This window comes from Mesorhizobium sp. WSM4983 (assembly GCF_029625765.1).
In the GTDB taxonomy this organism is placed as follows: Bacteria; Pseudomonadota; Alphaproteobacteria; order Rhizobiales; family Rhizobiaceae; genus Mesorhizobium.
Genome location: NZ_JARTVM010000011.1, coordinates 169,907 through 196,861, shown reverse-complemented (window position 1 = coordinate 196,861; position 26,955 = coordinate 169,907). Strand labels below are relative to the sequence as shown.

The window sequence follows — 26,955 nt, the reverse complement described above, 5'->3', positions numbered from 1 at the left end:
TAGTTGGAAAATGTCCGGCGGACCAGAGGTGCTGTCGTCAGCTTTTCCTGAATAGCGGCCAAGGCAATCCCTACCAGTCCATCACCACCTTGCCGGAACTGCCGCTCTTCATCGCATCGAAACCGATCTGAAAATCGTCGATGCCGATGCGGTGGGTGATCAGGCCGGAGACATCCAGCGGACCCTGCACAAGCGCGATCATCTTGTACCAGGTTTCGAACATCTCGCGGCCGTAGATGCCTTTGAGATGCAGCATCTTGAAGATGACCTTGTTCCAGTCGATCTCGAAGCCGGTCGGCGCGATGCCCAGAATGGCGATCTTGCCGCCATTGTTCATGGTGTCGATCATGTCGCGGAAAGCGGGGGCGGCGCCTGACATTTCGAGGCCGACGTCGAACCCCTCGGTCATGCCGAGCACCGGCATGACGTCGCGCAGCTTCTCCTTCGAGGCGTCGACGACATGCTGGACGCCGAGTTTCTTGGCTAGCGCCAGCCGCACCGGGTTGATGTCAGTGATGACCACTTTGCGCGCGCCGACGCATTGGGCGACGAGCGCGCCCATGATGCCGATCGGCCCGGCGCCAGTCACCAGCACGTCCTCGCCGACCAGATCGAAGGACAATGCGGTGTGGACGGCATTGCCCAAGGGATCGAAGATCGCGGCAATCTCATCGGGCACATCGTCGGGGATCGGCACGACATTGTGCTGCGGGATCGCCAGATACTCGCCGAAGGCGCCTGGACGGTTGACGCCGACGCCGAGCGTGTTGCGGCACAGATGCCCTCGCCCGGCGCGACAGTTGCGGCAATGGCCGCAGACGATGTGGCCTTCGCCCGATACACGCTGGCCGACCTTGTATTCGGTGACCGCTGCGCCGAAATCGGCAACGGTGCCGACGAATTCATGGCCCGTCACCATCGGCACCGGCACCGTCTTCTGCGCCCACTGGTCCCAATTGTAGATGTGCACGTCGGTGCCGCAGATCGCCGTCTTCTTGATCTTGATCAGCACGTCGTTGGGGCCGATTTCCGGCACCGGCACCTCTTCCATCCAGATGCCCGGTTCGGCCTTGGCCTTCACAAGCGCCTTCATCATGTTCGACATCAGGATTTCCCTATTCCGTGATTGCGCTTCTGGCGAGATAGCCTGCACAACGGGAAGGTAGGCCACTAACTCGTTTGAACGTCCGGAATGGTCAGCCCCGCCTGCTCAGCCTCGCGGCGCAAATTCTGACGGGGCCTGGGGCCGATCTGCTGGATCACCAATCCGGCTGCCAGTGAGCCAAGGTCGCCGCAAGTCTGCAGGTCGCGGCCTTGCGTGTAGCCATGCAGGAAGCCGGCGGCATAGAGATCGCCGGCGCCCGTCGTGTCGACCAGTTCCTTGATGGCGGTCGCCTTGATCACCACGGTCTCGTCGCCGCGCACGATCACCGAGCCTTTTTCCGAGCGGGTGACGGCGGCGATCCGGCAATCCTTGCGGATCTGGGCCAGCGCCTCGTCGAACGACGATGTCTGGTAGAGCGACTTGATCTCGTGGCTGTTGGCAAAGACGATGTCGACCGTGCCCGAGCGCACCAGGTCGAGGAATTCGTCGCGGTAGCGGTCGACGCAGAACGAATCCGACAGCGTCATCGACACTTCTCGGCCTGCCGCGTGCGCCAGCTTCGCCGTCTGGCGGATTGCCTCCTTGGCGCGCGGCGGGTCCCACAGATAGCCTTCGAAATAGGTGACCTTGGCGCCGGACGCCTTGTCGGCTTCGACATCCTCAGGGCCAAGCTCGACGCAGGCGCCGAGATAGGTGTTCATCGAGCGCTCGCCGTCGGGCGTGACGAAGATCATCGAGCGCGCCGTCGGCGGCTCACCCTTGAGCGGCGTGGTGCCGAAGGCGACGCCCTGCGCATGGATGTCGTGGGCGTAGATTTCGCCCAGCGCATCGTTGGAGACCTTGCCGAAGAAGGCCGCGCGGCCGCCAAAGCTGGCGACGCCGGCCGCCGTGTTGCCGGCGCTGCCGCCGGACGCTTCGATCGCCGGGCCCATGCGGCTGTAGAGCAGTTCGGCGCGTTGTGTGTCGATGAGGTTCATCGCGCCCTTGATGATGCCGTTGGTCTCGAGGAATTCCTCGTCGCACTGGGCGATGATGTCGACAATGGCATTGCCGATGCAAAGCACGTCATAATCCGGCATCAAAATCTCCGCCAAAACCCGAGCCGGCTTCTTGCCACGCCGGCCGGGCGTGGTCTCGCGAGTTGAAATGGGTTGCCGCATGCGCTTGATCCAGCCGCCCTCACGCAGCTGCCGGTCCGGCTTCACGCAGCAAATCGTCAGCTTTGTCCGTCTTCTCCCAAGTGAACTCAGGCTCTTCACGCCCGAAGTGTCCGTATGTCGCCGTCTTGCGGTATATCGGCCGTAAGAGATCAAGCATCTTGATGATGCCTTTCGGTCGGAGATTGAAAACCTCGAGAACAAGGCGCTCGATCCTTTTTTCCTCGATCCTTGCGGTTCCGAAGGTATTGACCATGACAGAAACCGGACTGGCCACGCCGATCGCGTAGGCAAGCTGAACCTCGCAGACCTCCGCAAGGCCGCTGGCAACGATGTTCTTCGCGACATACCGGGCGGCATAGGCCGCCGAGCGGTCAACCTTGGATGGGTCCTTGCCCGAAAAGGCACCGCCGCCGTGACGCCCGGTCCCACCGTAGGAATCGACGATGATCTTCCGTCCTGTGAGGCCGCAGTCGCCGGCAGGCCCACCGACCACGAACCGCCCTGTTGGGTTGACCAGAAATCTGATCCCCGAAGTATCCAGGTGGGCCGGCAGGACCGGTTTTATGATCTCCTCAATGACGCCTTCGCGGACCGTGGCTTGTGAGACCGCTTCGTCATGCTGCGTTGACAGGACTATGGTATCCAGCGCCACCGGGCGGAGCCCTTCGTAGCGTACCGACACTTGAGATTTCACGTCCGGACGCAGCCAGCCAAGCTGTCCCGCTTTCCGGACCTCGGCCTGTCTTTTCGTCAAATGGTGAGCGAGTTGGATCGGCAGGGGCATCAATGTATCCGTCTCGTTGCATGCGAATCCAAACATGATGCCCTGATCCCCTGCCCCTTGCCCGAGATCCTGCCCTCGTCCTTCATCAACGCCCTGGCTTATGTCGGGCGACTGCTCGGTGAGGGCCAGAACGACGGCGCAACGTCGACCATCAAAGCCAATCGCATCATCGTCGTAGCCAATATCGAGTATCGTATCGCGGGCGACTTGGCTGTAATCGATGTGGGCATGGCTGGTGATCTCGCCAGCCACAACGACCATCCCCGTCTTCACCAACACTTCACAGGCGACGCGCGCCTTCGGATCGGTGCGCAGGACCGCATCGAGAATGGCATCGGAGATGTTGTCTGCCATCTTATCGGGGTGTCCCGCGCCGACGGATTCGGAAGAGAACACGAACTGCCTGGTCATAAAAATGCCCTCGCTTCAAGTGCTGGAGTTAGTGAGGAGTTTCTGGATTGGGGTGGCTTATCGGTCGGGGATGCCGGGAACATCGAACGCAGTGCAGAAGTCGGCAACGTCTCTTCGTACGCTCGCATGAACTTCCTGGTCATCGGGCTGGCGGCAGACCGAGTCGATGAAAGCGGCGATCTGCACCATCTCCGTTTCGCGCATGCCCATGGACGTCACCGCTGGTGTCCCTAAGCGGATGCCGCTTGTCAGCGCCGGATGCCGCCGGTCGCCCGGGACCATATTGAAATTCGCAATGATGCCTGCACGCGATAAGCGCTCCGCATAGGCTTTGCCTGACAGCGACCGGTCCCGAAGATCAAGGATCAGCATGTGATTGTCAGTGCCCCCGGTGACGAGTTCATAACCTCGCTCCAGAAGTGCCTGGGCCAGAGCCTTGGCGTTGTGGACGATCTGCTGACCGTAGACACGAAAGGACGAGTTCGCTGCTTCCTGCAAAGCGACGGCAAGCGCGGCGATAGTATTCATATGCGGTCCGCCTTGCAGAAGAGGGAACACGGCGCGGTCTATACGTTTGGCCAGATTGTGTTTGCTCTTCGGATGATGGAGGGGCTGATAACGGTCTTCATTCCTTGATAAAATGAAGCCACCCCGGGGACCGCGGATCGACTTGTGAGAGGTGCTGGTGACCACATCGCAATGGGACACGGGGTTCGGATGCACTCCTGCGACAACCAGGCCGCAGATGTGGGCGATGTCAGCCACCAGATACGAGTTCACCTCCGAAGCAATTTCGGCCATTGCCGCGTAGTCAAAAATACGCGGATAAGCAGTTCCGCCGACCCAAATTAGCTTCGGGCGTTCCCGCTTGGCGGTCTCGCGCAAGTGGTCATAGTCAATTTGCTGTGTCTTTTCGTGCAGCCTGTACGGGACGCGCTGATAATCGCTGCCGGAAAAATTGACGGACCAACCGTGAGTCAGATGGCCGCCTTCGGGTAAAGGCAAGCCCATGACTTTGTCACGGGGGCTCAAAAGCGCGCGATAGACAGCCTGGTTGGCTGGCGAGCCTGAATAAGGCTGGACGTTGGCATGTTCACTGCCAAATAGCGCTTTCAGGCGCTCGATCGCGAGGGTCTCAAGCTCATCGACGATCTCGTTTCCGGCGTAGTAGCGCGCACCGGGGTATCCCTCGGCATACTTGTTGGTGAAAATCGACCCGGTCGCTTCCAACACCGCCGAGGAGGCAAAGTTCTCGGAGGCGATCAGTTTGAGAGTTGTCCGCTCCTGACGCTCCTGTCTTAGAAGCAGTTCGTGAACGCGGGAGTCGACGGCGGCTAAGTGAGGCCGCCCGTAAGTGTCGGGCTGCGCGATGGCGCCGCCGGCGGAGTTATCCATGGTAGTCGCGCTCCATTTGGACTGATCTATTTCACGATCAAGCAGGCGGTCCCTTCAACCGCGCGTCTTGTATTGCTTCCAGGCGTTGTAGGTCTCTTTTATGATGGCCATCATCGTGGGGCAGGAGATCGACCACCAATTGAGCCAGCTCGCCATCCTTGCCTCCTGCTTGCATATGGTACGAAGACTGCGGACGTTGTTCGTTGCAGCAAAGAAAGTTGGCTCTGACCAGCCGCCGAACGTGGCGTCGAACCTGCTCGCGAGGCAGACCGGTAATATCGGCCAGCTCGCCGACGGTTAGATCCGCATGCGCGCAAAGGCCCAGGATTCGAAGGCGATCAAGATGCGCTGCCGTCCTTAGGCGATTTACCAGTGTCAACATTGGTTAGCATCAACCCGGACGGGATGCAGCAAGCCGCTAGCCCTTCTATCCCCATCAATCCGCATGAGACCTCTCTCGTCATTTGCTGTAAATCCGCTGGTATGGATGCTAATGGAAGATAGATCACAGTCCTTTCTACGACTAAGACGCCAGATATTGGGGCTAATGTACCACCTGACAGGAGACTACACTCACGAACATTATGTGAATTTTTTTTAACGTTGCTGAGAATCAAGGGGGAGGTTTGGCGAATGTCTCGCCGTCGACTGTCGAATCCTGCCCGACGGGATTATAGGGTGCGTAGCCTGCTTGTCCTTTCCACATGACCAGCGACGATGGGGCGAAGGCGGCAGACATAGCTCTGGAGCATGCTGCGGTATCTTTGGCCTGAAGCCGAGGAAGGCGGACCGTGGCTTCCGCGCCGCTGCCGGGAGCCCGCGAACAGGCCAAGTGGATCAGCCGGGTGTTGCCGTCATAGAGCGTGAGACCCAAAGCTGGCCAGCCGCGCCCTGAGGCTGACGCACCGCTCAGCGTCCACCTTGCTCTCGAAGCCCATCGGCATAGCGCCGATAACGACTTGACCGCGTGCGTGTCGACGAGCGATCGGTGAGCGCAAGGATCGAGGGTGCAGTGCAGGATAATGCTGTTTTAAATCAGCGCTGTTTTCAGCCGACTGCCTTGAGCGTGGCACGAGGATATAGGCCCAAGGCAGGAGATCATCGTCTGCTGTTCGGGAGGCCGCCCTGGGCGCGCGACAGCCGTTCCTTCGGCTGCGCCGCTCCGCCACCATCCGCGCCGTGCCTTCCGGAGACCATTCCCGCTACCGGCCGGCGCCCGTGAAAACCTCGACCCGGCGCACCGGCTCGAGATGGCTGGGCTCAGCGTAACTCTGAAGTCGTCATATACCGAAGTCTTCACAGACTTCGGACATCCCCCTCACAGTCCGATCCAGATGGCGTCAGGAACACCGCTTGCGTTGATGCGGATGAACCCCTGCTTGTGCCACAATGACCCTTATGTCAGCGCGCGAGCCAAAGCTTCCGCGCAAGGCGACGGCTAGGATAAGGCAATGCCGACGAAGGGCACATTGCTTGCCACACTCTGGAATGATGGCATGCTCGGAAGGCCTAGGCTTTGCTCAGGGCCGCCTGCAAGGCGCGCTTTGAGGTTATTCACATAGCCTTCTGCGTAGTCCTGCGCCGTCGAGACCGAAAGATCAATGCCTGCCGCCAAGGCCTCTTCCATCAGGTGCTTTACGAGCCCATTTCGAATGGCCAGCTTGACCTCGGGGCCTGCGATAAGGCCGATCGCCTGCGCGGCCATATTGAGGCCAGCTTCCTCCAGCGCTCGCTTCATATCGCCTCCGTTAATGGCCGTACGCAGGAGATTGGCTGCTTGCGACTCAGCCTCGAGAACCATCGAGGCAAGATCGGCTACTTGTCCGAGGCCCGGAATGAAGCTGAGCAGTCCCACCGCCGTTGCCGCCAAGTCGAGCACTTTCGTCTCGATTTTGAGCACGGAGTCGACGACGTGCATGACGGCCCCGCCGTTCTTTTTGGCTGACTTAATGTCAGGCTGGTCCATCAGGCCCATCTTCATGTCCGCGACGGCATTCTGCTCTTCTGCGGTTTGGGCGCCGTGGGTGATTGGCTGCTGAACGTTGCGGTTCGCAGACGACATGTTTGTGCAAAAATGGGCAAAGTCTTTTTTGCTGATATTGCCGGAATCAACCGTATGCCCGCCGCCAAAGTCGAAGAATTTATGATGGGTCTTATAGCCCGTGATCGAATTGTTCAGGAGGCCAAACAAAAGAGGATCTGAAAGGAGCTGAGAGGCTGCTTCCCGCACTTTCGGATCAAGGCTCTTGTCGTCTTTCATTTTCGCCAGTTTGTCGCGAGTCAGAACACCGCTTCCAAAGAACGTGTCCTGATGGTCCTTGATCATCTCGACCGTATTCAGCTCAGTTTGCGTGAGGCTCATCGACGATGAGGCGACTTGCAGGAAATCCTCTTTGTGCATCTTCCCTTTCGAGCCACCGCACAACTGGTTCCAAGCATCGGGGTGATCGAGGAAATATTGCGCCGCCGCAATGACCTGGGGCGGAAATTTGCCGTTTTTCGATTCGCCGCCGACCATTTTCTTGAACTCATCCAGACTCAGGTCCTTGGACAGATTTTCGGAGTACCGGTAAAACTCCCGCAAGGCATCGCTCAAGGTCATGACCGAAGGCTGCAAACCTCCGCTGCCGTCGGATGGTATGTAGTTCTGCTCGTAGCTTCGCGCTTGGGCTTCCTGAAATGCAGCAACTTGTGGGTGGTGGTTTGAAAATCCGGCCAAGTCCTTGGCGTTGATCTTGCCTCCACAGCGGCCGTCGCCCTGCGAGCCAATCGCATAAAAAAGTCCCGAATCCTGCTGCAGTCCCTGGATCGCCGCTTTCAGATCCGGTGGCGTAGAGGGATCATTGGCTTTGTCGGTCAACGACTTCCAAGTAAGCGGGCATTGGTCCTTGTGACGGTTGAGTACCGCAACAATCTGCAACTCAGCCGTGGTCAGCGACCCACCGTTCCACGTGATTCCGGGGCTCGGCCTGGGAGCCGGCTCGATCTTCGGAGTGACGCCGAGCAGATGTTGGGCTTCAGTCGCCTTGGAGCGTTGCGATTGGTCCTCCTTGAGAGCCGCCCTCATATTTGGCGGCAGCAGATCCAGTGGGTGTTGCTCCAAGCCATTCAATGTCAAGACATCCGGTGCCAGATGGCCCAAAGGGTCCTGCCGCAATTTATCCATTGTCGAATCAAGATTCGACGCTGGCAGATCCCCTTGCGCGAAAGAGCCGGGCTTGTCTGCCAGCACACAAGTGGACAGCATCGCTTCGAAGCACGATGCACTTTGCTGATGCTGGGTCGCAAAATGGGAAACTTTCAGGCCCGGCCAACCCCTTGCGGACTGTAGCGAATTTGAGCGGTAGAAAGTTGAAAGATTACTGGCCGACATTATGCATCCTCAGACGTGACGTTGAAATCCCCACAAGAGACCCCGACAGAAGATCCCTTGCGTTTCACAAAATTCGACAATTCCAAGCGTCGGCAGGTCACGAATGCGCCTGCCCTGCCTTCAATTGCTGTGTTCCGGGCCGGCTCCAAGGTTCGGTCCAACACAATGGCCGGAGTCACCGCGAGAGCTGCCGGGACTCATCATGAGCGGATTAGCTTTCGAGAAACTGACGAGTTTGCGAAGAGTTCACAAAGGGGTAGCCGCAGTCATGTTCTTCAGAGCTGCGGGAAATCCTCAATGTTCATTTCTTGCCCAGCTCAGGCTTCCCGCCAACGCTATCCTGTTGTGGGATGTCAGAAGAATAAGAAGCATCCGGTCGTCCGTCGCGAACGACCGTAGTGGAGGAGCCGCGAAACAAGATCAGCACTGATTCCTTTGGCGTTGCCGCTATGTGAGTCTGCGCCTGCGCCTGCGCCACCAAGCCGTTAAAGGTCTGCTCCACGAGTGCGACGAAGCGCGGTGGACCGGAAACGAAGACGAGGCCATTGCCTGGCACGGGTTTGACCACATAGCGCTCGTCGGAGATATCAAGCTTGTCGAGAGCCCCCTTGAACGCATCGAAGCGAATCGACGTCATCAAAAGCATTCGAGTTTGCGATTCTTGTGCAGCAGACACATAGAGCACAAGGCCGTCATAGTACCATTGTAGACCGTAAAGGTTCGTCAAGCGGTCGAGGAACGCGCGCGGTGGCAAATCAGGCATACGTCCGCGAATTCGCCCCTTCACCGCAGGACTGATGTTGACCCTGATATTCAGGTTGTTGCCGAATTCCTGCAACGCTGCAGCGAGCTCCTGATCCAGAACCGTGTATCTATAGGGTGTCGCCGGAAGGGACAGCGGGACTGCATGCGCCGGGTGAATCCCGGTGGACAGAAAAAACCCGGCACAAAGAAGTCTCAAAACATGCAGGGTGACGGGTTGGATAAGCGTTCTCGGCATGTCGCACTGATAAACCAAACGCTGAAATCATCACAAGTGACTAAATTGCCGAAGAGATTTTAGATTGTCGAAATGACGCCGCCGTTAGTCAGCTTGTTGTCAGCTTGCCCCCCTAGGAGTGTTGCGCCGACACCGGGTGATGAATGGGCGGGGCTCGCCCGGTCAGAGAGAGCAACCGAGTCCTTACATGATGATGCCTGTCACGTCGATCTCTGCCACTCTAACGGCTGGCCTCCCCAGGGTCGGATCACCGTCGATTGTCGAGCAGGCCCAGTTTGAGCGCGCCTTAGGGCATGCAGCCGACTCGCTGAAAAACGATGCCGCCGCGGGGCCAGCGAGTGCGGCGCCAGTTGCTGCGGCGATGGATGTTCAGCGCGCGGCTGCGCCGACGAGCGGCATGGGCGATCGCGTGTTGCAGACGATTTCCTCCCTATATCCACACAACACTGTTTCCTTCCCCGCGCTCGACCATGACATAGCCCTTTCGAAGGGCGCTCTACCGGGACCGGCGCAGAAGCTTCCCGTTCCAGGTGAGGCGGGAACCGGAATCTCGGGCATTCCCCAACAAGGGCAAGACTTCGAAACGATGATGGCTGGTCTTCGGGATGTTTACAACGGCGTCACCCAGGTGGCGCTTATCTCCAAAGGCGTCAGCGGCGTCACATCATCCGTGAATAAACTTTTGAAGGAAGGCTGAACCGCGCGCATGATTGGCTTGGCCGAGGGCGAAATCATGCGTGGCCTGTCAGGGTGGCGGTCGGTTAGACTTGTCATGCTGCCAGTTCTCGTCGCCCTCACTGCTTGCAAAGCCGACCTCTACACGCAATTGCAAGAGCGTGAGGCAAATGAAATGCTCGCACTTCTTGAAGACAACGGGGTCGCCGCGATCCGGGTGGTCGCCAAGGATGGAACCAGCACGATCCAGGTTGACGAAAAGCTGCTCGCCTTCTCAATCAACCTTCTGAACGCCAAGGGGCTGCCGCGCCAATCCTTCAAGAACCTCGGTGAGATATTCCAAGGATCAGGCCTGATTGCCTCGCCGACCGAAGAGCGTGCCCGTTACGTGTATGCCCTGAGCGAAGAGTTGTCGCGGACGATCAGCGATATCGATGGCGTTTTTTCTGTACGTGTTCACGTCGTGCTGCCGCATAACGACCTTGTGCGAGCCGGTGCCACGCCATCCTCGGCCTCGGTGTTTATCAGGCACGACGCAAAAACAAATGTCGCGGCTCTGCTGCCAAAGATAAAGATGCTTGTAGCCGACAGCATCGAAGGCCTGTCCTACGATAAGGTGGAAGTGGTTTTGGTGCCGGTAGAACGTTCCGCACACGAGCAACGGCCCGATCCGACTGCTGTTTTGCCACAAGCATCACTACCTCTTCCTGCGCCACTTCTGGCGACCGTAACAGGTTTTGCCGCAGCCGTATTCGCCGTGGCCTGTTATCTCTTGATCGGCGTTGTTACGCGTCGGCGCAAGCAATCAACCGGCGTTTCCAAGGTCGAGGGGCGCCGGGATGCTTCTGCTGTCGAGGCCATTCGCAAAAGAATGCCTGCAATTGGACGTGGGTGACATCTCATTGCCAATGCCTATACAGACCGCCCGACCTGATGGTCCGCACTTTCCGGGCGCGAGCGAGCTTGCGGCTTCGGCCCATCCAACCCGTCTTGCGGCGCGTCTTGATCCAGCGTTATCGGCCGAAACGTTAGTGAAGTTGCAGAAGTGTTCCAGACTGCATCCAAGGCTGGCAGAATTGCTGGGCAACGATGACGTGGATCTGAACCACATCGGCTGCAGGCCGGACCTTCTACGCGGGCATGATCCATATCGAGCGACCCTTCTTGCTGGTAGTATCTGGCATGCCCGTTCGCTGGTCGCGTTTGTCTCTCAGCCTGAGCTTGCCATCCTTGTTAAACGCATCGGCGTGGATGCACACGCATTCGGAATCCGACACCTGCTGCATGCTGTTGACAAAAGACTGATCTCGGACCCAGAAAAACTCGCTCAGCAAATCGAATACGATGGACACGCATGTCTTGGAGCTTGGCTCCAGGACAGTTCAGCGACCGAGCGTAACCGCGTGCTTCTTCGATTGCCCGAGGGGACTGCCGCGGAGACTCCAGCACATGAGCATTGGACCGCCGCCGGCCAATTGCTTTCACTTGTAGTAGCTCATTTTGAGACAGAGACCCCGGTGAAATGACAGTCGAACTTTCCGAGGGGCCAATAGCGCCGCAGATGCGTCCAGTCGGACCACTGATACCCGCGAGCGAGCTCGAAACCTGGCACAGCGCCGCGCAAGCCCTTGCCGCGGCAGAACGGCATCGGCAGCGCGTTCGAAACTGGGCACGCGCGGTTTACCAGCGGGCGTGGGCGCGCGGCCACATGGAGGGCTCGAATGCAGGCACCGAGGAGATGGCAGGGTTGATTGCGGAGACAATCTCCGAAATCGCGCGACGAAAGGCGGCTCTGGAGCAGGAATTGCCGCAGCTCGTGATGGAAATATTGAGCGATCTTATCGGCGCTTTCGATCCGGGCGAGCTATTGGTGAGGGCTGTTCGTCACGCCATAGAGTGTCAATACAGCGGCGCCGACGTTTGCCTTCATGTTTCTCCCATGCAAGTCGACATGCTTGCACGAGAGTTTGCTCGATGCGACGGCCAGGATGGTCGACCAAGGGTGCGGATCGAGCCCGACCCGACATTGTCGCCGCAACGCTGCGTGCTGTGGAGCGAGTACGGCAATGTTGACCTTGGACTTGACGCCCAGATGCGCGCGCTGCGCCTTGGTTTCGGGACGCTCTGTGAGAAAGGCGAGCTATGAGAAAGCCCGTCCCAGAACATAACGCTGACGCCCACACTCGAGCTCTCGTTCCAGCAATCTCGTCTTTGAGGGCTGCGGCCAAGCGAATTGACACGCGTGCGGTGCGCGGTCGGATCACGCGGGCTATCGGCACACTGGTTCATGCCGTCTTGCCAGACACTCGTATTGGGGAACTTTGCCTCCTAGAGGACCCGCGAACCGGGCTGTCGCTCGAGGCCGAGGTGATCGGCCTGTCGGGTGATGGTGTATTGCTGACACCGATCGGGGACTTGGTGGGCCTATCCAGCCGCGCAGAGGTCGTGGCCACTGGCCGAATGCGTGAGGTGCCCGTCGGCGGCGATTTGCTCGGTCGCGTGATCGACAGTCGTTGCCGCCCATTGGACGGCAAAGGCGAAATCAAGACCGTCGAAACTCGGCCCCTGCATGGCAGAGCCCCCAATCCGATGACGAGGCGCATGATTGAGCGGCCATTCCCGCTTGGGGTCCGTGTCCTCGATGGTCTGCTGACGTGCGGCGAGGGCCAGCGGATCGGGATTTATGGCGAGCCAGGTGGTGGCAAGTCGACGCTGTTGTCACAGATCGTAAAGGGTGCCGCCGCTGACGTCGTCATAGTGGCGCTCATAGGCGAACGTGGACGGGAAGTTCGTGAATTCATCGAAAGGAATCTTGGTGAAGAGGGCCTTCTCCGTACGGTCGTCGTGGTTGAAACATCCGACCGCTCGGCGGTAGAGCGTGCGCAATGCGCTCCAATGGCGACTGCGCTCGCGGAATATTTCCGCGATCAAGGCCTACGCGTTGCTCTCATGCTGGATTCGCTGACGCGCTTCTGCCGCGCTATGCGCGAAATAGGCCTTGCTGCGGGTGAGCCGCCGACGCGACGGGGCTTTCCTCCTTCCGTTTTTGGCATGCTGCCAGGCCTGCTCGAGCGCGCCGGCATGGGTGAGCGGGGCTCAATCACGGCCTTCTATACGGTGCTTGTAGAGGGTGATGGCACGGGTGATCCAATCGCCGAGGAATCGCGTGGTATTCTCGATGGCCATGTCATCCTCTCACGCGCTATTGCGGCGCGATCGCATTTCCCCGCTATTGATGTGCTGCAGAGTCGCAGCCGCGTCATGGATGCAGTCGTTTCGGGGACACATCGCAAGGCAGCATCCATTTTCCGCGAGCTCCTGTCGCGCTATGCCGAGACCGAGTTCTTGATCAATGTTGGCGAATACAAGCCAGGTGGAGATCCCCTGACTGACCGGGCTGTCGCGTCAATCGACGAACTGAGGGAGTTTCTGCGCCAGAGCGAAGATGACGCGTCAGATTTCGAGGAGACGGTCGCATGGATGTCGCGTCTGACCGCGTAAACTGGATTCAGTCTTCGAGTATACGGCTTCTGAAGGAAATGCAAGAGCGTCGTGCCCTTGGCGAGCTGTCCAAGAAGGAAGCCCAGCGCGATGTGGCCGCCTCAGCCGTACAAAATGCCTCTAGGGAGCTTGCAATGATACAGCAACATTGTTCAAGAAAAGAAGCAGCGCTCTATCAGCATCTGATGTCACTCGACAACTTGTCTAGCGCAGCGCTCGACCGTCACCGCCTTCACACTGAACAACTTGCCGCTGAGATCAATTCCAGACGGCAGATGCTTGATGATACCCAAATCGCTCAAGAGGAGGCTGAGATGGCGGCGTCCAGGACGAGGGAGCTATGGGTCATATGTTCGGCGGCAAGGGACAAATGGCAACAAATCGAGGACGACGTGCGGCGCGCCGTCGAGACTCATTCGGAGGCCGCAGCCGAGATCGAGGCCGACGATGAGATACTGCTGAAATATGCGAGGGGGTCGCTTGCCTAAATGCCGCGCAACCGGATCCGACGGTCGCAAGAGGTCGTCCGAATGACACGACCGTGCAGTCTTTGATAGGCGCTGCGGTCACACCCGCCATGTTCGAACCAGTTCTGAAACTGTCCCACACGGTTGTCTCGTGGCTCAATGATACAGCAGCGCCGCGCACGCCGTTTCAAAGCCGGATCAACGAGGTGCCGCTATCGGTGCGAACGGCAGGGCTTGTCTGGCAGCAGGAACCTGCTGCCATTCCGATGCTTGACTGCGTCTGGAGAGTGGGAGCCGAAACGGTCATCTTGTCACTGTCGCGCCCGCTCGTAGAGGAGTTCATCACGACAGTGCAGAACGGCTTGGCCTTCCCTTCCGAGCCAACTGCTTCGCTAATTCTCGAACTCGCTCTGGAGCCGCTTGTCACTCGACTGGAGGAGACGACGCGTCTGAACGTGCAACTCGTGCGGGTATGCGAAGCCACGATGCTGGCTCCTCATCTTGAACTCGACATCATTTTCGGCGCGGTCAAGGGCAAGGGCCGTCTATTCCTGTTCACGCCACTTGACGGCTTAGTACCGCCTGCGTTTCGCGCGCTAGGCGAACTGCTTGCCCAGTTGCCGCGGCAGCTGGGCGGGCTGCCTCCAGAGCTCCCGCTCATTGTTGCAGGAGAGGTCGGCACGCTTCGCCTTCCTGCGGCGCTTCTTCGAAGCGCATGTGTCGGTGATGCATTGTTGCCCGATATTGCGCCGTTCGGCCGCGGCCAGATCACCCTAGCTGTCGGCCAGTTGTGCGCCGAGGCGGATCTTGACGGCGATGAATTAATCTTGCGGGGGCCTTTCCGCCCGCGACCGTGTCCTTTGGAGAGTGCGCATATGACACAACCCGGATCGCAACTGGAGCTTACTAAGGATCTCGACGATGTCGAGATCGTGCTTGTCTTTGAATGCGGCCGCTGGCCTATTTCTCTTGGGGAATTAAGAAGTGCCGGCGAAGGGCATATTTTTGAACTTGGATGGCCGATCGACGGCCCGGTCGACATAGTGGCCAATGGTCAGCGTATCGGGCGTGGCGACATTGTCCGCATCGGAGAAGAGCTGGGCATCAGGCTCCGTGGCGGGTTTGCATGCAATGAGTGAAGCTCAGCCGACAATCCTGGCGCTTCTTGCGGTTACCGCCGGACTCGGTCTGCTGGTTTTAGCAGTTGCCACGACAACGGCCTTTGTAAAGGTATCAATTGTTCTTTTCCTCGTCCGCAATGCGCTCGGGACCCAGACCATACCACCCAATGTGGTGCTGTACGCCGCGGCGATGATCCTCACTATGTTCGTTAGTGCGCCCGTTGCTGAGCAGACCTATGACCGCATGTCGGATCCCAAGCTCCACTATCAGACATTCGACGACTGGGTAAGCGCCGCTAAAGCCGGAAGTGAGCCCTTGCGCGAGCATCTCAAGAAATTCACAAATGAAGAGCAGCGGCGATTTTTCCTATCTTCGACAGAAAAGGTCTGGCCAGAGGAAATGCACGCTGCAGCCACGCCTGATGACTTTGCAATACTTGTACCATCTTTCTTGCTATCAGAATTGAAGCGCGGATTTGAGATAGGATTTCTACTTTATCTGCCTTTTATTGTTATAGATCTGATAGTGACAACTATCTTGATGGCAATGGGTATGTCGATGGTCTCACCAACTGTTATATCTGTTCCGTTCAAGATCTTCTTGTTTGTTGCCATTGATGGTTGGTCAAAATTGATGCATGGGCTTGTGCTGAGTTATACGTTACCGGGAGGCTGATCATCACTGAATCCAGCATCATTACTCTTATGAGCCAATCACTGGTGGTTTTCATGATCTGGATTCTACCGCCGCTCATTGCATCAGTGGTTGTCGGCCTCGTCATCGGCATCCTCCAGGCGGCGACGCAGATCCAGGATGAAAGCTTGCCGCTCACCGTGAAGCTTCTGGTCGTTGTCGCGGTGATTGGGCTGTTTGCTCCTGTGCTAAGCGCCCCGCTCATAGAGCTAGCCGATCAGATCTTCACCGAGTTTCCCGCAATGACACTTAGCTACTAGTCCGCCCCATGGACGCGCCATCGGCCGATATTCAAATTCTGATCCAGACGGCTTTCGAACTCGTCGTTGCGGCAGGTCTTGGGGCAGCCCGCGCGATGGGCATCATGCTGATCTTTCCCGTATTCACACGCTCGCAGATCAGTGGGCTGATCCGGGGCTGTTTGGCTGTTGGCTTCGCACTACCATGCCTGGCACACGTCAGCGGCGGATTGCCGGCGCTGGATCCTGATACGCGCCTGATCCAGCTAACCCTGCTCGGATTCAAGGAAGTTTTTGTCGGTGTACTCCTTGGCACTTTTCTTGGCATTCCGCTTTGGGGCCTTCAGGCTGCCGGGGAGCTTATCGACAACCAACGCGGCATCAGCAGCCCGACCGCTTCGGCCGATCCCGCGACGAACAGTCAGGCTTCCGCGATGGGCGTTTTTCTGGGGATCACTGCGATTGCCATATTCGTCGGATCAGGAGGCCTGGAAACTTTGATCAGTGTCCTGTACCGCAGCTACTTGATCTGGCCGGTGTATCAGTTTCACCCGACACTGAGCGGGCCAGGAGCAATGGAGTTGTTGGGGCTTCTCGACAGCATAATGCGCACGGCATTATTGGTTTCGGGGCCTGTCGTGTTCTTCCTGATACTGATTGATATATCGATGATGCTGCTGCGTCGCTTTGCCCCGCAATTTAAGGCGAGCCAACTGTCTCCGGCAATCAAGAACATTGTCTTTCCAGTTCTCATGGTCACCTACGCTGCCTATCTGGTGGAGAGCATGAAACTGGAGGTCACACGTGCCAACGGCGTGCTGGAGTGGTTCGACAAATTGCTGCCATGAGCGACACAAGTGAAGAGAAGACACACGCCGCCAGCCCGAAGAAGTTAAGTGAAGCGCGCAAAAAAGGACAGCTGCCACGTAGCTCCGATTTCGTCCGCGCGGTCGGGACTTGCGCTGGGCTCGGCTACCTTTGGCTAAGAGGCAGCGTGATCGAGGACAAATGCCGGGAAGCGCTCCTATTAGCCACCAAGTTGCAGAGCCTACCTTTCGATACCGCGGTGCCGCAGGCATTGGTTGTGCTCGTCCAACTCACAGTCGCGGCTGTTGGCCCGCTGCTTGGAACCCTTGTCGCCGCGGTGATTTTGGCCAGCCTGCTAGCCAATGGTGGATTTGTCTTCTCTCTGGAGCCGATGAAGCTCAGCTTTAAGAAAATTGACCCCTTTGAAGGGCTGAAGCGCTTGGGGTCTGCTCGTTCCATGGTCGAAGTCTGCAAGACCATGTTCAAGGTATTGGTTCTCAGCGCAACCTTTTCCATTGTCCTTCTCGGGATGTGGAAGACAATGGTCCCTCTGCCGATCTGCGGCATGGGCTGTGTTGGCCTCATCTTTATGGAGACAAAATTGCTGATGGGAATTGGCGCCGGCGCACTGCTGGTCGGCGGACTGATCGATCTTCTGCTCCAGCGCGCGTTGTATCTGCGCGAAATGCGCATGACCAATACCGAAGTGACGCGCGAGTCGAAGGATCAGCAAGGAGCGCCAGAGTTGAAAGGTGAACAGCGTCGCATCCGCGAGGAGGCGGCCGACGAGCCTGCGCTTGGCGTGCATCGCGCCACGCTGGTCTTAACAGGAAGGGCGGTCCTGATCGGTCTGCGTTACGTTCGCGGTGAAACCGGGGTGCCGTTCTTAGTTTGCCGTGCCGAAGGTGAGCGCGTTTCACATGTGTTGAGCGAGGCGCGGGCACTACGCCTGACGATCGTCCATGACCATGTCTTAGCGCGTCAGCTGATAGGCACTACAAAACTCGGCCACGCGGTTCCTATGCAATATTTCCAGCCTGTCGCGAAAGCATTCTTTGCCGCAGGCTTGGCCTAGTCATGGAAGTCCACGACTGCCCAGTTCAAAACTGACCTGGCTCCATGCTAGTGGCAAATGTCGGCTGGCCATCCGTGCCCCAGTGTCTCTGTCAGGCCAACCGCGCAACCGCGGGCCTGGGGCAATCACTCCCCTCGGATCTGCCACCCAGCAACTACGGCAAGTCCTCCGGGCATGACCTTGCAGCCTCTGCTGGCCGGTGCGTGGCGCAGTCCGAGGTTTTGAGGCCGGCAGTGCGGATTTGATTGGTGCAGCCGTTGGAATGCCCTCGTCAGCTAGTCGTCAACTAAGCGCCCTATGTTGAACAGCCGTGCTAACTTGAGCTCGGTTGCGAAACATAGGAGTACGAATCGTCATGTATGGTCGAATTGGTGGCTCATCCGATAGTTACCGCGCGCATAATGCCGGCGAGCAATCGGATGCAGGAAGCGAAGGGTTCGCGGACACATTTGCCCGAATGCACTTATCCGGATCGGAAGGTAGCGGCGCCTCATCATCGGCGGCTCCCCAAGCATACTCCCTCAATTCCCGACCTCCTGTGGTGGAGATCAACAGGACTTCCTTCAGGAGACAGGTGAGGCAATTTCATGGTGATGAAATCACGCACATCGCCGACAATCCTCAAGAGTATTCGGAGTTCGTATCGTCACGAGCCAGGCGCACCGCGGACGTTGCTCAGCAATATGGCATCCGTCGAGATACGGAGCACGCGCGATATTTCAGTTACCAATTGGGAGACCGGAGTGCCGGACTGCTGAGAATGGAAGGCGGATTCAGCATGAACGAGTTCGAATCGGAAAGTTGGCGGGAACAATTTCCTGGTCGAACTGAGGTCACTTCCATAGTGGATCTTCAAGTCGCCCATCCGCTCGTCGAAAATGCGGGCGATATTCTGCTGGAGCATCAACTTCGGATAGACGGCGACCGACCGTTGCTGAATTGGCGTGCGGCTAATCCGGAAGCACAAGCGCGCGCGCAGACGATGGGGTTTGTTGAAGTGGATCATGGCGACCTGGTGCTTGACCCTACGCAGCATCCCGACAAATGGACGAAGAACAGTGCCGGTGAGTGGCAGCGTGCAGGCAAACCTCCACTCTATCTCCACAAAACCGAGGATAGCGACAGCAGCGATAGCGGGTCCGACGACGATTTCATGTGATTTGTCGACCCGCCGCCGAGCCTTGCAACTGGTGACGGTTGCAAGGCTGTTGGCAGTGAATGCTAATTGTCCGGCGACAGCCCCGCCTTAGCGCCAGCGCCGCCGAGCAATCCAGCCCATCTCCCAGACAATAAACTGCGGATGCGCATCGTGGGTGCTTGCGAGCGGATTGTATTCGGGCCGGAACTCCGCCTCTTGGAACCGAGCTCTCCCGAATCCAATTTTCTCCACCACACCGTTGGGTCGTTGCGATGCGCCGATCCCGATCGGATCGGCTATGCCTGCTCCGCGCTCGCAGGAAGACCTTCCGCCTCGATCTTGGCGGCGCGATCTCGGCGATAAGTTGGATGGGAGGCAAGATACGCCGCCACGTCAACAGCCGGTAACGCGACATCGCAAATCGGCCCTGACGGTAGCCGATCGACTCCAATCGCCGGACCGCAACTCGCGCAGCGGCATTCGCGGTTTGGCCAGGAGAAATGCTCGCTGACTCACAGCGTGGCCGGCCGCATTCTGAGTGCCCTGTCATGCAGCCTGCGCCGACGGGAGCTCGGCACGCGAATGGCGTGGTTGGCGGCCAAGCCCTGAGGTCAACAAGGACTTACAGAAAGCGGGGGTGAGTTTGCCGCGATGAATTATGACCTTCTCGCGACCGGACCTAGCATCGGCTTCCTCTCGCTCTCGATTGTAGCCGCGCTGTTCGTTGGATTTAACGTGGCAAGCGGTGAATTCGGAATCAGCCAGCCCTTCCAAGTTTCTGGCCATGACGGGGCGACTCGTGTGGATGTGCACCCACATCGGGCTCGGCATCGCACCATTGACCAGCATCTTGGGCTGCAGCTTCATCTCAAACAGCTTTCCTGGCTCGCCACGCAGCGCGACCGGTGCCTCCGGCGGCATCAATTCGTCGGCATTGCACAAATGTTCCAGGTATTTTTGCGCCGGAAATGCGTAGGTCTTCATGCAATCAGTCGTAATGCCGGCTTTTCCTTCATTCAATGCGTTGGCCTGTCCCAGCACCATGTTCAGCAACCCTTTGAGCTGGTCTGTGCGTTCGTGCACTTTGGGTAGCTGGGTGGAGGTGAGTAGCAGGCGTACATTACGCCCCTGCAACCCGGCGAGACAGGTTTGCATCTCAATGGCCTGGGCTCGCAGGTACTGGGCCACATCGTCCACGACCTTACCGGCCTCCTCAGGCTTCATCTGGCGCACTTGGGAGACGACGCTTTGCTGACCGGCCAGATCGAACTGCAAAAGTTCGTCCAATCGTTTGAGCCGCTCCGTCAATACCTCCATTGACAACGCGGCGCCCCCGATTGTCGAGCCTGCCCCCGACGAACTCGCAGCCACCTCTTGCGCTCTCACCTGTGTACTCGCAACTTGATCCGAGCGCGCGAGAACCTTGGCTGCTGGCACTGTGCCGGCGTTCGCAGCGACTGGTGTTGATGGCTGCCCGGCGGCAGAAGTCCCGGCGCGAGCTGCCGACTTATGCTTTGACTTCCCTTTCCTTCGCGCTGTAGTGCCTTCTGACACTGCAGCCGTACCAGCAGTGTCAGCCGGTATCGCAGCGCCTGCCCTGGCCGGCATCGCAGCGCCCGCCTGGGCCTGTGGCGCCATGATGGCTGACGGCGGAGACTGCAGGTTCAACAAGTGCATGGCATCGTGCGCAGTGATCCATGCATCGTCCACGATCCGTTCGAACAGTTTCAATGGGAGGCCGGCATCTGGGTAGGTATGGCTTAGCTTGGTATGCACCTCGTGCAACGCCAATCCAAAATCCGAAAGCCGCTCCATGATTTTTTCTACAACCGCGCAATCATGAGCGTTGAGTGTTTTGCCATCATCCATTATGCCCTTCGCCAAAGAGAGGGCGCGAAGAGCTTCTTGAGCGGCGCTTGCCATCAGCTGCACCACTCCATTTCGACCGACGAGGAGTTCCTTCAAATCTGGCTCGAACCTGCTCGCCCGCAGTTCAATCTTGGCCCGCGCAAGACCGATCCGCTCACGGACCAGCCAGATCCTGACACTCAGTACCGAGCCGGCACGCAGCCGCAGTGCGCACCGCTCGGCTTCCCGCATCACGGGCGTTCCACTGGATAGGCTAGCGGTGGCAGCGCAGGCGGATCGCTGCCGTTCGGAGCGCCATGCCTTTTTTTCCCACCACTTAATTGCCGCCGTATGGTGGTTCTCCACATTTAAAATCAACAGCTCCTGCCGGTCCGCCTGGGAGTAGGAGTAGAGTTTATCGACCATACCTGCCGCTTTCTTGGTCTTTTTGTCCAATTTCGTGATCGTCGACAGGCCAAGTTTGTCTACTTCATTCGCGGCGTCGCACACGATCTGGCAACATCTACGCACCTTGTCGTCTGGCATAATTGTCTGCGCCTCAGCCGCAGGCAGGCTAGCGCGGTACTCCAGAATTGCTGAGGCTGCATCGACGACCCCACTGATCAGCTCCACCGCCTCCTCGGGGACGTCGGTTTTCCTGGCCGCAGCCTCGCAATCAGTCAGTTGTTGAACAAGACTGTTCATTCTGAGCTGTGTCGGACTGATATCTTTATTTGACGATGAGCTGGTGCCTTCCACCTGCGCGGTTGATAGTTGGCTACCGACCGGCGCCATGGCTTCGCCCTCAGACATGGAGGGAGAACCGCGCCGCCTTGCGGCTGCGCCACGTGGCGCTACGGTTCCGCGTGGTGGCGCAGCGGCTCCACGTGGCGGTGTGTTCAGGATTTGATCTTCGCCAATCGAGGCGCCTGGCAGACTTTCGCGGGCATCGCCTGGACCGCGCGCAACTGGAAGGGAGGAGGGCCTCCTATCGGCGTCCCCAGAGCGCATCTGCTCCACAACGGAATCGAATGACTGTCCACCTTCTCCCGCAGCAAGACTTGATTGCGAAAGGGAACTGCTCGCCCGCCCCGCGCGGCTGGCTCCAGTTTCAGCCTGCGATTTCCGTGGTCGGCCAATGCCCTTCATATTGCGTCTCCGTAGTAGGCGAGAATGTGCTGCTATTGTGCTGGCGGCTGACGAGACCAGCGGCATCTTTCGGTTAACGTCACGGTCAGCCAGACCCGCGACGGCGTAATGTTCCCGCCAAAGTGCTTCTCAGTAGCAGGCCAAGATTGGCCCGAGCTCACAGGACTTTCGCAACGTTGCCATCGATGTCCTGAGATTATCAGCGCTTCAGTCCGCCGATTTCCAGGAACAGCGAATGAAATCAGACCAACTCGGCTAGCTCCCCTTCCTAGACACGTGCCTGACGATTTTATTGATGCGTCACTCCTCTCGTTCGCCACCGACAAAGTCACACATTTGCTTCAGAGAAGCGTGTGCGTTGCGTATCACGCGGACCATTTCGATCTATAGTTACAAAAAGTGTCGAGACGGGACCTTTGGATCCGAAGGTCAGGCACGGCCGGCCTAGATAGACCGCTTGGCTGACGATTAGCTGACGATGGGAGTTCTCACGAACAGGGCAAGAAAATCCGACCGCTTCAAGCTTTCGATATGGTGAGAAGAGGATCCGCACCGGCCTCCCAAAGCCGGCAGACCATCCCATGTTCGTACGGTCGCCGACCTTCTCGAAGCCAATGAGCTCACCGCGCCGGGCCGTGATGTGCAGGCGAGAGAATGGTGATGCAAAGACCGAGTTCCTGCTCGTTGCGTGCGCCCGTGGAGCCAGCAAGAATACGGTCATTGCGGTCATGCAGCACGTGGACCGTGTCTCCTGTTCGACACCACAGCATCGAGGATGCAAACGAGCTGCTGCGGCTGCCATTCGGTCGCGGCATGCGTGGACGGCGGGATTGGCCGAACAGCCGAGATCGTGGTCGACTGTTCGATGCGAGAGCAACATCCTGCAGAGCATACGTTTTTGCGCTGGCCGGTTTTTGTCAAAAGCCGTCAGGTTCTCGAAAGCTCCCGCCCTTAGCTTGATCGAGGCTAACCTTTAACACGTCGCCGCCAATGGCAAATGCCGGAGTACCTGATGATAGCAGCAATTGGGAGTGGAGTTGGCAACCTCGGGACTTCCTTGATCCGAAAGGGCCATGGGGATTCGAAATCCGAGCATTCTGGTGATGGCAAGCCGGCTGATGGCAATGATGGCAAGCCAGCTGGTGGGAATGATGGCAAGGCAGCTGGCGGGAACGATCGGGCGGATAACCGGACCGTTTCAAATGATCAACTTCAAGACAACTCACAGTCTGCAGCACAAAGTGAAGCCTTCCAAAGTATCCTGCGATCGTTCGCGTTCCAATTCGCGAACGATGCGATGGCTGAGGCCGATGAAGCTTTGGATGACACAGAAGATGCCTGACGCGGGAAATCCGGCGTGAGGTCATACAGGCCGTTATTGACGGCACAACTCCAACAGAAAAAGGAATGATCATGGCTGCAGTTGATAATAATAAAAAATCAGGCAATACCAATACCAGTAGCGCCGGCAATACCGATAAAACTAACAGTGGCACTCCCGGCAATACAAGCGGAGCTGATGCTACTGCTTTTCAGGCGCAAGTGCAGGAACTAACCAATGTTAGCTTGGAGGCGACGAAAAGGAGTGTCCAGTTGCGCACTCTAACGACCAATCTCCAGACCATCAAGAAGGCCGCCGACGAACGCGTTTCGTAATGTCGGAAGCGGGTTTTAGACTGCCCCCTAGCGCGTCTCCTTATTGACGCGACGTAGTCCCGAAATGAGCCGCATGGCAATTGCCATGCGGCTTCTATCCTGTTTGAGAGATGCTCTGTGGATGACGCCGTTTCCCTCCGTTTCGAAGTGCGTTCGGGGCACTATTGCGGTCTGACCGGCAAGACGGATCTTCAAAAGTGTTTAATCGGCAGCGGCTTCGATGCCGATTTGGTCTTTGTCGAGCAGGGACTGGCACCGCATCACCTTCGTGTAACTCTTCTTGGCAAGTCGATCGAACTGGAGGCGCTTGCACCCGGACTCAGTATCGAGGGCAACCGGAATATCGCCGCAGGCCAGTCCGTTGTTGTGCCCCTTCCTGTCGTCCTGCTCGTAGGCGAGATGTCCATTGCTTTGTCCGTGCAGGATGCAGAGCCGCCTGGTTCGACCGGCATACCGCGCCTACCGATCGGTGTGCTCGCCATGGTCATAATCAGCTCACTCGGGATCGGCGCGCTTTCAGGCACGATCTCCTATCTTGGCAATGCAAGTGGATCGAGCCCCAATTCACTTCGGGCTGAAGTCGCGTCCAGAACGATCAGTCACCGCGCTGACAATGAACTTACGGAGGCAGCGGCCCAAGAGCTGCAGGAGGAAGTCGATCGAGCGGGTCTTCTCGACGTCAAGATTGGGTCGGCAAAGGGTGTTGTGACCGCCGAAGGCACCGTCACGTCTGAATCGGTCATCAGTTGGCAGAAGCTTCAGCAATCGTTCGATCGTCGCACCAAGGGTACTCTAACACTGGTGAACGGAGTGCTCATCAAAGAGGAGAAGGCGCCATCCGCAATCGCGGTCGAAGCTGTGTGGCATGGGGTCCAACCATATATTGTCATCGACAGCGAGAAGTATTTTGTCGGCGCCATTTTGGCTGATGGATGGGTGGTCGAACGTATTGAGGACAGCCGTGTGCTGCTGAGCAGGAATGGCCGCATTGCTGCTCTCCAATATTGAAAGCTCGCAGGCCCCATCAAGCAGCACTCTATGGCCAGCCAAACATCCTGTCGCGCTCGGTGCTGACAAGCTGGCTGCGTTGGAAACATTTGCTGCCCAGCCATTTCGCGCCTGCTTGTGGCTCTCATGCAGGGTCACGCGCTGGCCAAGGCTGAGGCGCCTTCGGAGTTCGAAAGCCACGTTTCATGGCGTAACAGCAGAGTAAGTCTCAACCGATTGCAAAGGTGTCTCGATGGCCAACGTCCTGCGTGACTTCATCAAGCGTGCGCCGGCCAGCCCGGATTTAATGGTTGCGTTGATGCTGCTTCTGGCTGTCGCGATGATGGTCATGCCTATCCCGGTCGTGGTGGTCGACGCCCTGATAGGATTCAATATGGGGTTGGCCATACTGCTGATGATGGTTGCCCTGTATGTCAGTACTCCACTTGATTTTTCCTCTTTGCCCGGCGTTATTTTGATTTCCACTGTATTCCGTCTCGCGCTCACGGTCGCAACGACGCGACTGATCCTGGCCGAGGGGGAGGCCGGCAGCATTATTCATACTTTTGGCGATTTCGTCATTTCAGGCAATATCGTGGTGGGTTTCGTCATATTTCTGGTCGTCACCATGGTGCAATTCATGGTCCTCGCGAAGGGTGCCGAACGGGTGGCAGAAGTGGCGGCGCGTTTCACGCTGGATGCTCTGCCGGGCAAGCAAATGGCGGTCGACGCAGAGCTACGCAACGGCCACATCGATGCCAACGAATCCCGCCGGCGGCGCGCCGAATTGGAGAAGGAAAGCCAACTCTATGGCGCGATGGACGGCGCGATGAAATTTGTGAAGGGCGATTCCATCGCCGGGCTGGTGGTTATCTGCATCAACATGCTGGGTGGAATTTCGATCGGCCTGCTCTCCAAGGGCATGTCCTTCGGCGAGGTACTGCATCACTACACTCTGCTGACGATAGGCGATGCATTGATATCGCAGATTCCGGCCCTTCTGCTCTCCATTACTGCGGCGACCATCGTCACCCGTGTGACTGGGACGGCGAGGATCAACCTCGGTACAGAAATGGTCAGTCAGCTCACGGCCAGCACTCGAGCCTTGCGACTGGCGGCCGGCGTCCTGGTTGTAATGGGGTTCGTTCCTGGGTTTCCCCTCCCCGTCTTTCTGATGCTGGCCGCAGTGTTCGCTGCGGTAAGCATTGTCAAGGCTGATGTGCTGGGCGCCGGCACTGCCGATGCGAAAGGTGGAACTGCAGCGGAGCCTAAGCAAGCCGCGCCTGCGAAGGAATTCCCGATCGCATTTTTTCTAGCGCCAGATCTTATGCAGGCGGTCGATCAAGCCGAATTGCAAAAACATATTGGGCGCGTTTCGCTCCTGGTCACAGCCGATCTGGGCATTATCGTTCCTCGCATCCCTGTCTTGGTTGACGAGCAGCTGCCTGAATCGCAATTCCGAATTGATGTCGAGGGCGTGCCAGTCGAACAGGACGCCTTAGATCCAAACCAGATGGCGCTCCGAGCCGATGTAGCGCACGTCGACTCGAGCGGTGTCCCCCTTAGACGTGAGCCGAAAACGGACAGACTCCCGGTTGAACATACCCCTGCAAAGGCCCTTACGGGCGCCGGCACGGAGCATAGGGCTCCCGGCGAACTCCTCGCCTTGCGCGTCCATGCAGCGTTGACCCGCTACGCACCGCGATTGGTGGGCATCCAAGAGACCCGACATTTCCTGGGCCGAATGGAGCAGGAATATTCTGAGCTTGTGAAAGAGGTGCTACGCACGACGCCGATTCCTCGGATTGCCGATGTTCTGCGCCGCCTCCTGGAGGAAGGTATCCCAATCCGCCACACCCGTCTCGTGTTGGAGGCATTGGCCGAATGGAGCGAGCGTGAGCAGAACGTTGCCCTGCTGACGGAATATGTCCGTTCTGGTTTGAAGCGACAGATCTGCCACCGCCATGCCAACACGGAGGGCATCGTGTCCGCCCTGGTCGTCGAGCGCGAGAGCGAGGATGTGATGCGTGGCGCGGTTCGAGATTCGGATGCAGGCCCCTATCTCGCACTGGAGGATCGGCAAAGCGAAGCGATGCTATCACAGATACGTCAGGTCCTTTCGAACGCAGAACCGGGTCAAACCCGCCCTATTCTGTTGACGTCGATGGATGTCCGACGTTTCGTCCGCGGCTTTCTGACGCGAAACGGGGTTGATCTCGCCGTGCTGTCTTATCAAGACCTCGCCTCCGACTTTACAATTCGCCCCGCAGGATCCGTCACACTCCCGCACGGATCGAACAGCGGATTGTTAGAGTAGTCCCACCTTTCCTAACTGAACGCCACGCGCCTCCCCGATAACTGAGAGATAAC

At 58.1% G+C, this 26,955-nt stretch carries 24 protein-coding genes; 16 read left to right on the top strand and 8 right to left on the bottom strand.

Annotated features, from left to right (window positions below):
* Positions 1-70: 70 nt before the first annotated feature.
* From tdh to P9254_RS24695, 7 genes are all read right to left on the bottom strand, one after another.
* Positions 71-1,105: an L-threonine 3-dehydrogenase gene (tdh, locus tag P9254_RS24725; RefSeq protein WP_063169264.1), complete on the bottom strand. Its 1,035-nt coding sequence runs from the start codon at positions 1,103-1,105 to the stop codon at positions 71-73.
* A gap of 65 nt (positions 1,106-1,170) precedes the next feature.
* Entirely contained in the window at positions 1,171-2,184 is a 1,014-nt protein-coding gene (locus P9254_RS24720) for an adenosine kinase (RefSeq protein ID WP_063170366.1), read from the bottom strand.
* Between the two features lie 100 nt (positions 2,185-2,284).
* The gene (gene metK / locus P9254_RS24715; protein ID WP_063169265.1) at positions 2,285-3,460 is read right to left on the bottom strand and encodes a methionine adenosyltransferase; all 1,176 of its coding nucleotides are present in this window, start codon (positions 3,458-3,460) and stop codon (positions 2,285-2,287) included.
* A 57-nt stretch (positions 3,461-3,517) separates the two neighbouring features.
* Positions 3,518-4,855, bottom strand: coding sequence for a serine hydroxymethyltransferase (gene glyA, locus P9254_RS24710; RefSeq protein ID WP_063169266.1), 1,338 nt, complete (start codon positions 4,853-4,855; stop codon positions 3,518-3,520).
* Positions 4,856-4,892: 37 nt separating this feature from the next.
* Entirely contained in the window at positions 4,893-5,237 is a 345-nt protein-coding gene (locus P9254_RS24705; protein WP_082826567.1) for a helix-turn-helix domain-containing protein, read from the bottom strand.
* A 1,056-nt stretch (positions 5,238-6,293) separates the two neighbouring features.
* On the bottom strand, positions 6,294-8,228 hold the full coding sequence (locus P9254_RS24700) for an HrpF/NolX family T3SS translocon protein (protein WP_024505366.1): 1,935 nt from the start codon (positions 8,226-8,228) through the stop codon (positions 6,294-6,296).
* A 301-nt stretch (positions 8,229-8,529) separates the two neighbouring features.
* Positions 8,530-9,228: a secretin N-terminal domain-containing protein gene (locus P9254_RS24695; RefSeq protein WP_024505367.1), complete on the bottom strand. Its 699-nt coding sequence runs from the start codon at positions 9,226-9,228 to the stop codon at positions 8,530-8,532.
* 187 nt (positions 9,229-9,415) lie between these two features.
* Here P9254_RS24695 and P9254_RS24690 point away from each other — a divergent pair, with 187 nt between their 5' ends.
* The 12 genes from P9254_RS24690 to P9254_RS24635 all read left to right on the top strand — a co-directional run bounded on the left by P9254_RS24690 (position 9,416) and on the right by P9254_RS24635 (position 18,966).
* Positions 9,416-9,925 (top strand): nodulation protein NolB, encoded by a 510-nt coding sequence (locus P9254_RS24690; protein ID WP_024505368.1) that lies wholly within the window; start codon positions 9,416-9,418, stop codon positions 9,923-9,925.
* 36 nt (positions 9,926-9,961) lie between these two features.
* On the top strand, positions 9,962-10,798 hold the full coding sequence (sctJ, locus tag P9254_RS24685; protein ID WP_272483026.1) for a type III secretion system inner membrane ring lipoprotein SctJ: 837 nt from the start codon (positions 9,962-9,964) through the stop codon (positions 10,796-10,798).
* On the top strand, positions 10,791-11,429 hold the full coding sequence (locus P9254_RS24680; protein WP_306462320.1) for a nodulation protein NolU: 639 nt from the start codon (positions 10,791-10,793) through the stop codon (positions 11,427-11,429). The genes sctJ and P9254_RS24680 overlap by 8 nt, the downstream gene beginning before the upstream one ends.
* Positions 11,426-12,049: a type III secretion system stator protein SctL gene (sctL, locus tag P9254_RS24675; RefSeq protein WP_024505371.1), complete on the top strand. Its 624-nt coding sequence runs from the start codon at positions 11,426-11,428 to the stop codon at positions 12,047-12,049. The genes P9254_RS24680 and sctL overlap by 4 nt, the downstream gene beginning before the upstream one ends.
* Complete coding sequence (gene sctN / locus P9254_RS24670; RefSeq protein ID WP_063169268.1) at positions 12,046-13,404, top strand: type III secretion system ATPase SctN; 1,359 nt, start codon at positions 12,046-12,048, stop codon at positions 13,402-13,404. Before sctL ends, sctN begins: the two co-directional genes overlap by 4 nt.
* Positions 13,380-13,892 (top strand): hypothetical protein, encoded by a 513-nt coding sequence (locus tag P9254_RS24665; RefSeq protein WP_063169269.1) that lies wholly within the window; start codon positions 13,380-13,382, stop codon positions 13,890-13,892. The genes sctN and P9254_RS24665 overlap by 25 nt, the downstream gene beginning before the upstream one ends.
* A gap of 89 nt (positions 13,893-13,981) precedes the next feature.
* Positions 13,982-15,010 carry a type III secretion system cytoplasmic ring protein SctQ gene (gene sctQ, locus P9254_RS24660; RefSeq protein WP_095769044.1) on the top strand — a complete coding sequence of 343 codons (1,029 nt, stop codon included), beginning with the start codon at positions 13,982-13,984 and terminating at the stop codon, positions 15,008-15,010.
* Complete coding sequence (sctR, locus tag P9254_RS24655) at positions 15,003-15,668, top strand: type III secretion system export apparatus subunit SctR (protein ID WP_029354851.1); 666 nt, start codon at positions 15,003-15,005, stop codon at positions 15,666-15,668. The genes sctQ and sctR overlap by 8 nt, the downstream gene beginning before the upstream one ends.
* Before the next feature lie 29 nt (positions 15,669-15,697).
* Entirely contained in the window at positions 15,698-15,946 is a 249-nt protein-coding gene (locus P9254_RS24650; protein ID WP_081714428.1) for an EscS/YscS/HrcS family type III secretion system export apparatus protein, read from the top strand.
* 8 nt (positions 15,947-15,954) lie between these two features.
* Positions 15,955-16,773 (top strand): type III secretion system export apparatus subunit SctT, encoded by an 819-nt coding sequence (sctT, locus tag P9254_RS24645; protein ID WP_063169270.1) that lies wholly within the window; start codon positions 15,955-15,957, stop codon positions 16,771-16,773.
* The gene (locus tag P9254_RS24640; RefSeq protein WP_024505377.1) at positions 16,770-17,807 is read left to right on the top strand and encodes an EscU/YscU/HrcU family type III secretion system export apparatus switch protein; all 1,038 of its coding nucleotides are present in this window, start codon (positions 16,770-16,772) and stop codon (positions 17,805-17,807) included. Before sctT ends, P9254_RS24640 begins: the two co-directional genes overlap by 4 nt.
* 355 nt (positions 17,808-18,162) lie before the next feature.
* On the top strand, positions 18,163-18,966 hold the full coding sequence (locus P9254_RS24635) for a hypothetical protein (RefSeq protein ID WP_024505378.1): 804 nt from the start codon (positions 18,163-18,165) through the stop codon (positions 18,964-18,966).
* A gap of 525 nt (positions 18,967-19,491) precedes the next feature.
* Here the strand turns inward: P9254_RS24635 and P9254_RS24630 are convergent.
* Complete coding sequence (locus P9254_RS24630) at positions 19,492-21,606, bottom strand: hypothetical protein (RefSeq protein ID WP_224570035.1); 2,115 nt, start codon at positions 21,604-21,606, stop codon at positions 19,492-19,494.
* A gap of 1,348 nt (positions 21,607-22,954) precedes the next feature.
* Between P9254_RS24630 and P9254_RS24625 the strand changes: the two genes are divergently transcribed.
* The 4 genes from P9254_RS24625 to sctV all read left to right on the top strand — a co-directional run bounded on the left by P9254_RS24625 (position 22,955) and on the right by sctV (position 26,902).
* On the top strand, positions 22,955-23,284 hold the full coding sequence (locus tag P9254_RS24625) for a hypothetical protein (RefSeq protein ID WP_081714433.1): 330 nt from the start codon (positions 22,955-22,957) through the stop codon (positions 23,282-23,284).
* A gap of 71 nt (positions 23,285-23,355) precedes the next feature.
* On the top strand, positions 23,356-23,598 hold the full coding sequence (locus P9254_RS24620; protein WP_224570034.1) for a nodulation protein NopA: 243 nt from the start codon (positions 23,356-23,358) through the stop codon (positions 23,596-23,598).
* A 117-nt stretch (positions 23,599-23,715) separates the two neighbouring features.
* The gene (locus P9254_RS24615) at positions 23,716-24,606 is read left to right on the top strand and encodes a SctD/MshK family protein (protein ID WP_024505382.1); all 891 of its coding nucleotides are present in this window, start codon (positions 23,716-23,718) and stop codon (positions 24,604-24,606) included.
* 232 nt (positions 24,607-24,838) lie between these two features.
* Entirely contained in the window at positions 24,839-26,902 is a 2,064-nt protein-coding gene (gene sctV, locus P9254_RS24610; RefSeq protein WP_063169272.1) for a type III secretion system export apparatus subunit SctV, read from the top strand.
* Positions 26,903-26,955: the final 53 nt, after the last annotated feature.

Bases quoted from the DNA above. Each gene is read 5' to 3' on its own strand.
- tdh (WP_063169264.1), bottom strand. From the start codon at position 1,105: ATGTCGAACATGATGAAGGCGCTTGTGAAGGCCAAGGCCGAACCGGGC.
- P9254_RS24720 (WP_063170366.1), bottom strand. From the start codon at position 2,184: ATGCCGGATTATGACGTGCTTTGCATCGGCAATGCCATTGTCGACATC.
- metK (WP_063169265.1), bottom strand. From the start codon at position 3,460: ATGACCAGGCAGTTCGTGTTCTCTTCCGAATCCGTCGGCGCGGGACAC.
- glyA (WP_063169266.1), bottom strand. From the start codon at position 4,855: ATGGATAACTCCGCCGGCGGCGCCATCGCGCAGCCCGACACTTACGGG.
- P9254_RS24705 (WP_082826567.1), bottom strand. From the start codon at position 5,237: ATGTTGACACTGGTAAATCGCCTAAGGACGGCAGCGCATCTTGATCGC.
- P9254_RS24700 (WP_024505366.1), bottom strand. From the start codon at position 8,228: ATGTCGGCCAGTAATCTTTCAACTTTCTACCGCTCAAATTCGCTACAG.
- P9254_RS24695 (WP_024505367.1), bottom strand. From the start codon at position 9,228: ATGCCGAGAACGCTTATCCAACCCGTCACCCTGCATGTTTTGAGACTT.
- P9254_RS24690 (WP_024505368.1), top strand. From the start codon at position 9,416: ATGATGATGCCTGTCACGTCGATCTCTGCCACTCTAACGGCTGGCCTC.
- sctJ (WP_272483026.1), top strand. From the start codon at position 9,962: ATGCGTGGCCTGTCAGGGTGGCGGTCGGTTAGACTTGTCATGCTGCCA.
- sctL (WP_024505371.1), top strand. From the start codon at position 11,426: ATGACAGTCGAACTTTCCGAGGGGCCAATAGCGCCGCAGATGCGTCCA.
- sctN (WP_063169268.1), top strand. From the start codon at position 12,046: ATGAGAAAGCCCGTCCCAGAACATAACGCTGACGCCCACACTCGAGCT.
- P9254_RS24665 (WP_063169269.1), top strand. From the start codon at position 13,380: ATGGATGTCGCGTCTGACCGCGTAAACTGGATTCAGTCTTCGAGTATA.
- sctQ (WP_095769044.1), top strand. From the start codon at position 13,982: ATGTTCGAACCAGTTCTGAAACTGTCCCACACGGTTGTCTCGTGGCTC.
- sctR (WP_029354851.1), top strand. From the start codon at position 15,003: ATGAGTGAAGCTCAGCCGACAATCCTGGCGCTTCTTGCGGTTACCGCC.
- P9254_RS24650 (WP_081714428.1), top strand. From the start codon at position 15,698: ATGAGCCAATCACTGGTGGTTTTCATGATCTGGATTCTACCGCCGCTC.
- sctT (WP_063169270.1), top strand. From the start codon at position 15,955: ATGGACGCGCCATCGGCCGATATTCAAATTCTGATCCAGACGGCTTTC.
- P9254_RS24640 (WP_024505377.1), top strand. From the start codon at position 16,770: ATGAGCGACACAAGTGAAGAGAAGACACACGCCGCCAGCCCGAAGAAG.
- P9254_RS24635 (WP_024505378.1), top strand. From the start codon at position 18,163: ATGTATGGTCGAATTGGTGGCTCATCCGATAGTTACCGCGCGCATAAT.
- P9254_RS24630 (WP_224570035.1), bottom strand. From the start codon at position 21,606: ATGTCTGAGGGCGAAGCCATGGCGCCGGTCGGTAGCCAACTATCAACC.
- P9254_RS24625 (WP_081714433.1), top strand. From the start codon at position 22,955: ATGATAGCAGCAATTGGGAGTGGAGTTGGCAACCTCGGGACTTCCTTG.
- P9254_RS24620 (WP_224570034.1), top strand. From the start codon at position 23,356: ATGGCTGCAGTTGATAATAATAAAAAATCAGGCAATACCAATACCAGT.
- sctV (WP_063169272.1), top strand. From the start codon at position 24,839: ATGGCCAACGTCCTGCGTGACTTCATCAAGCGTGCGCCGGCCAGCCCG.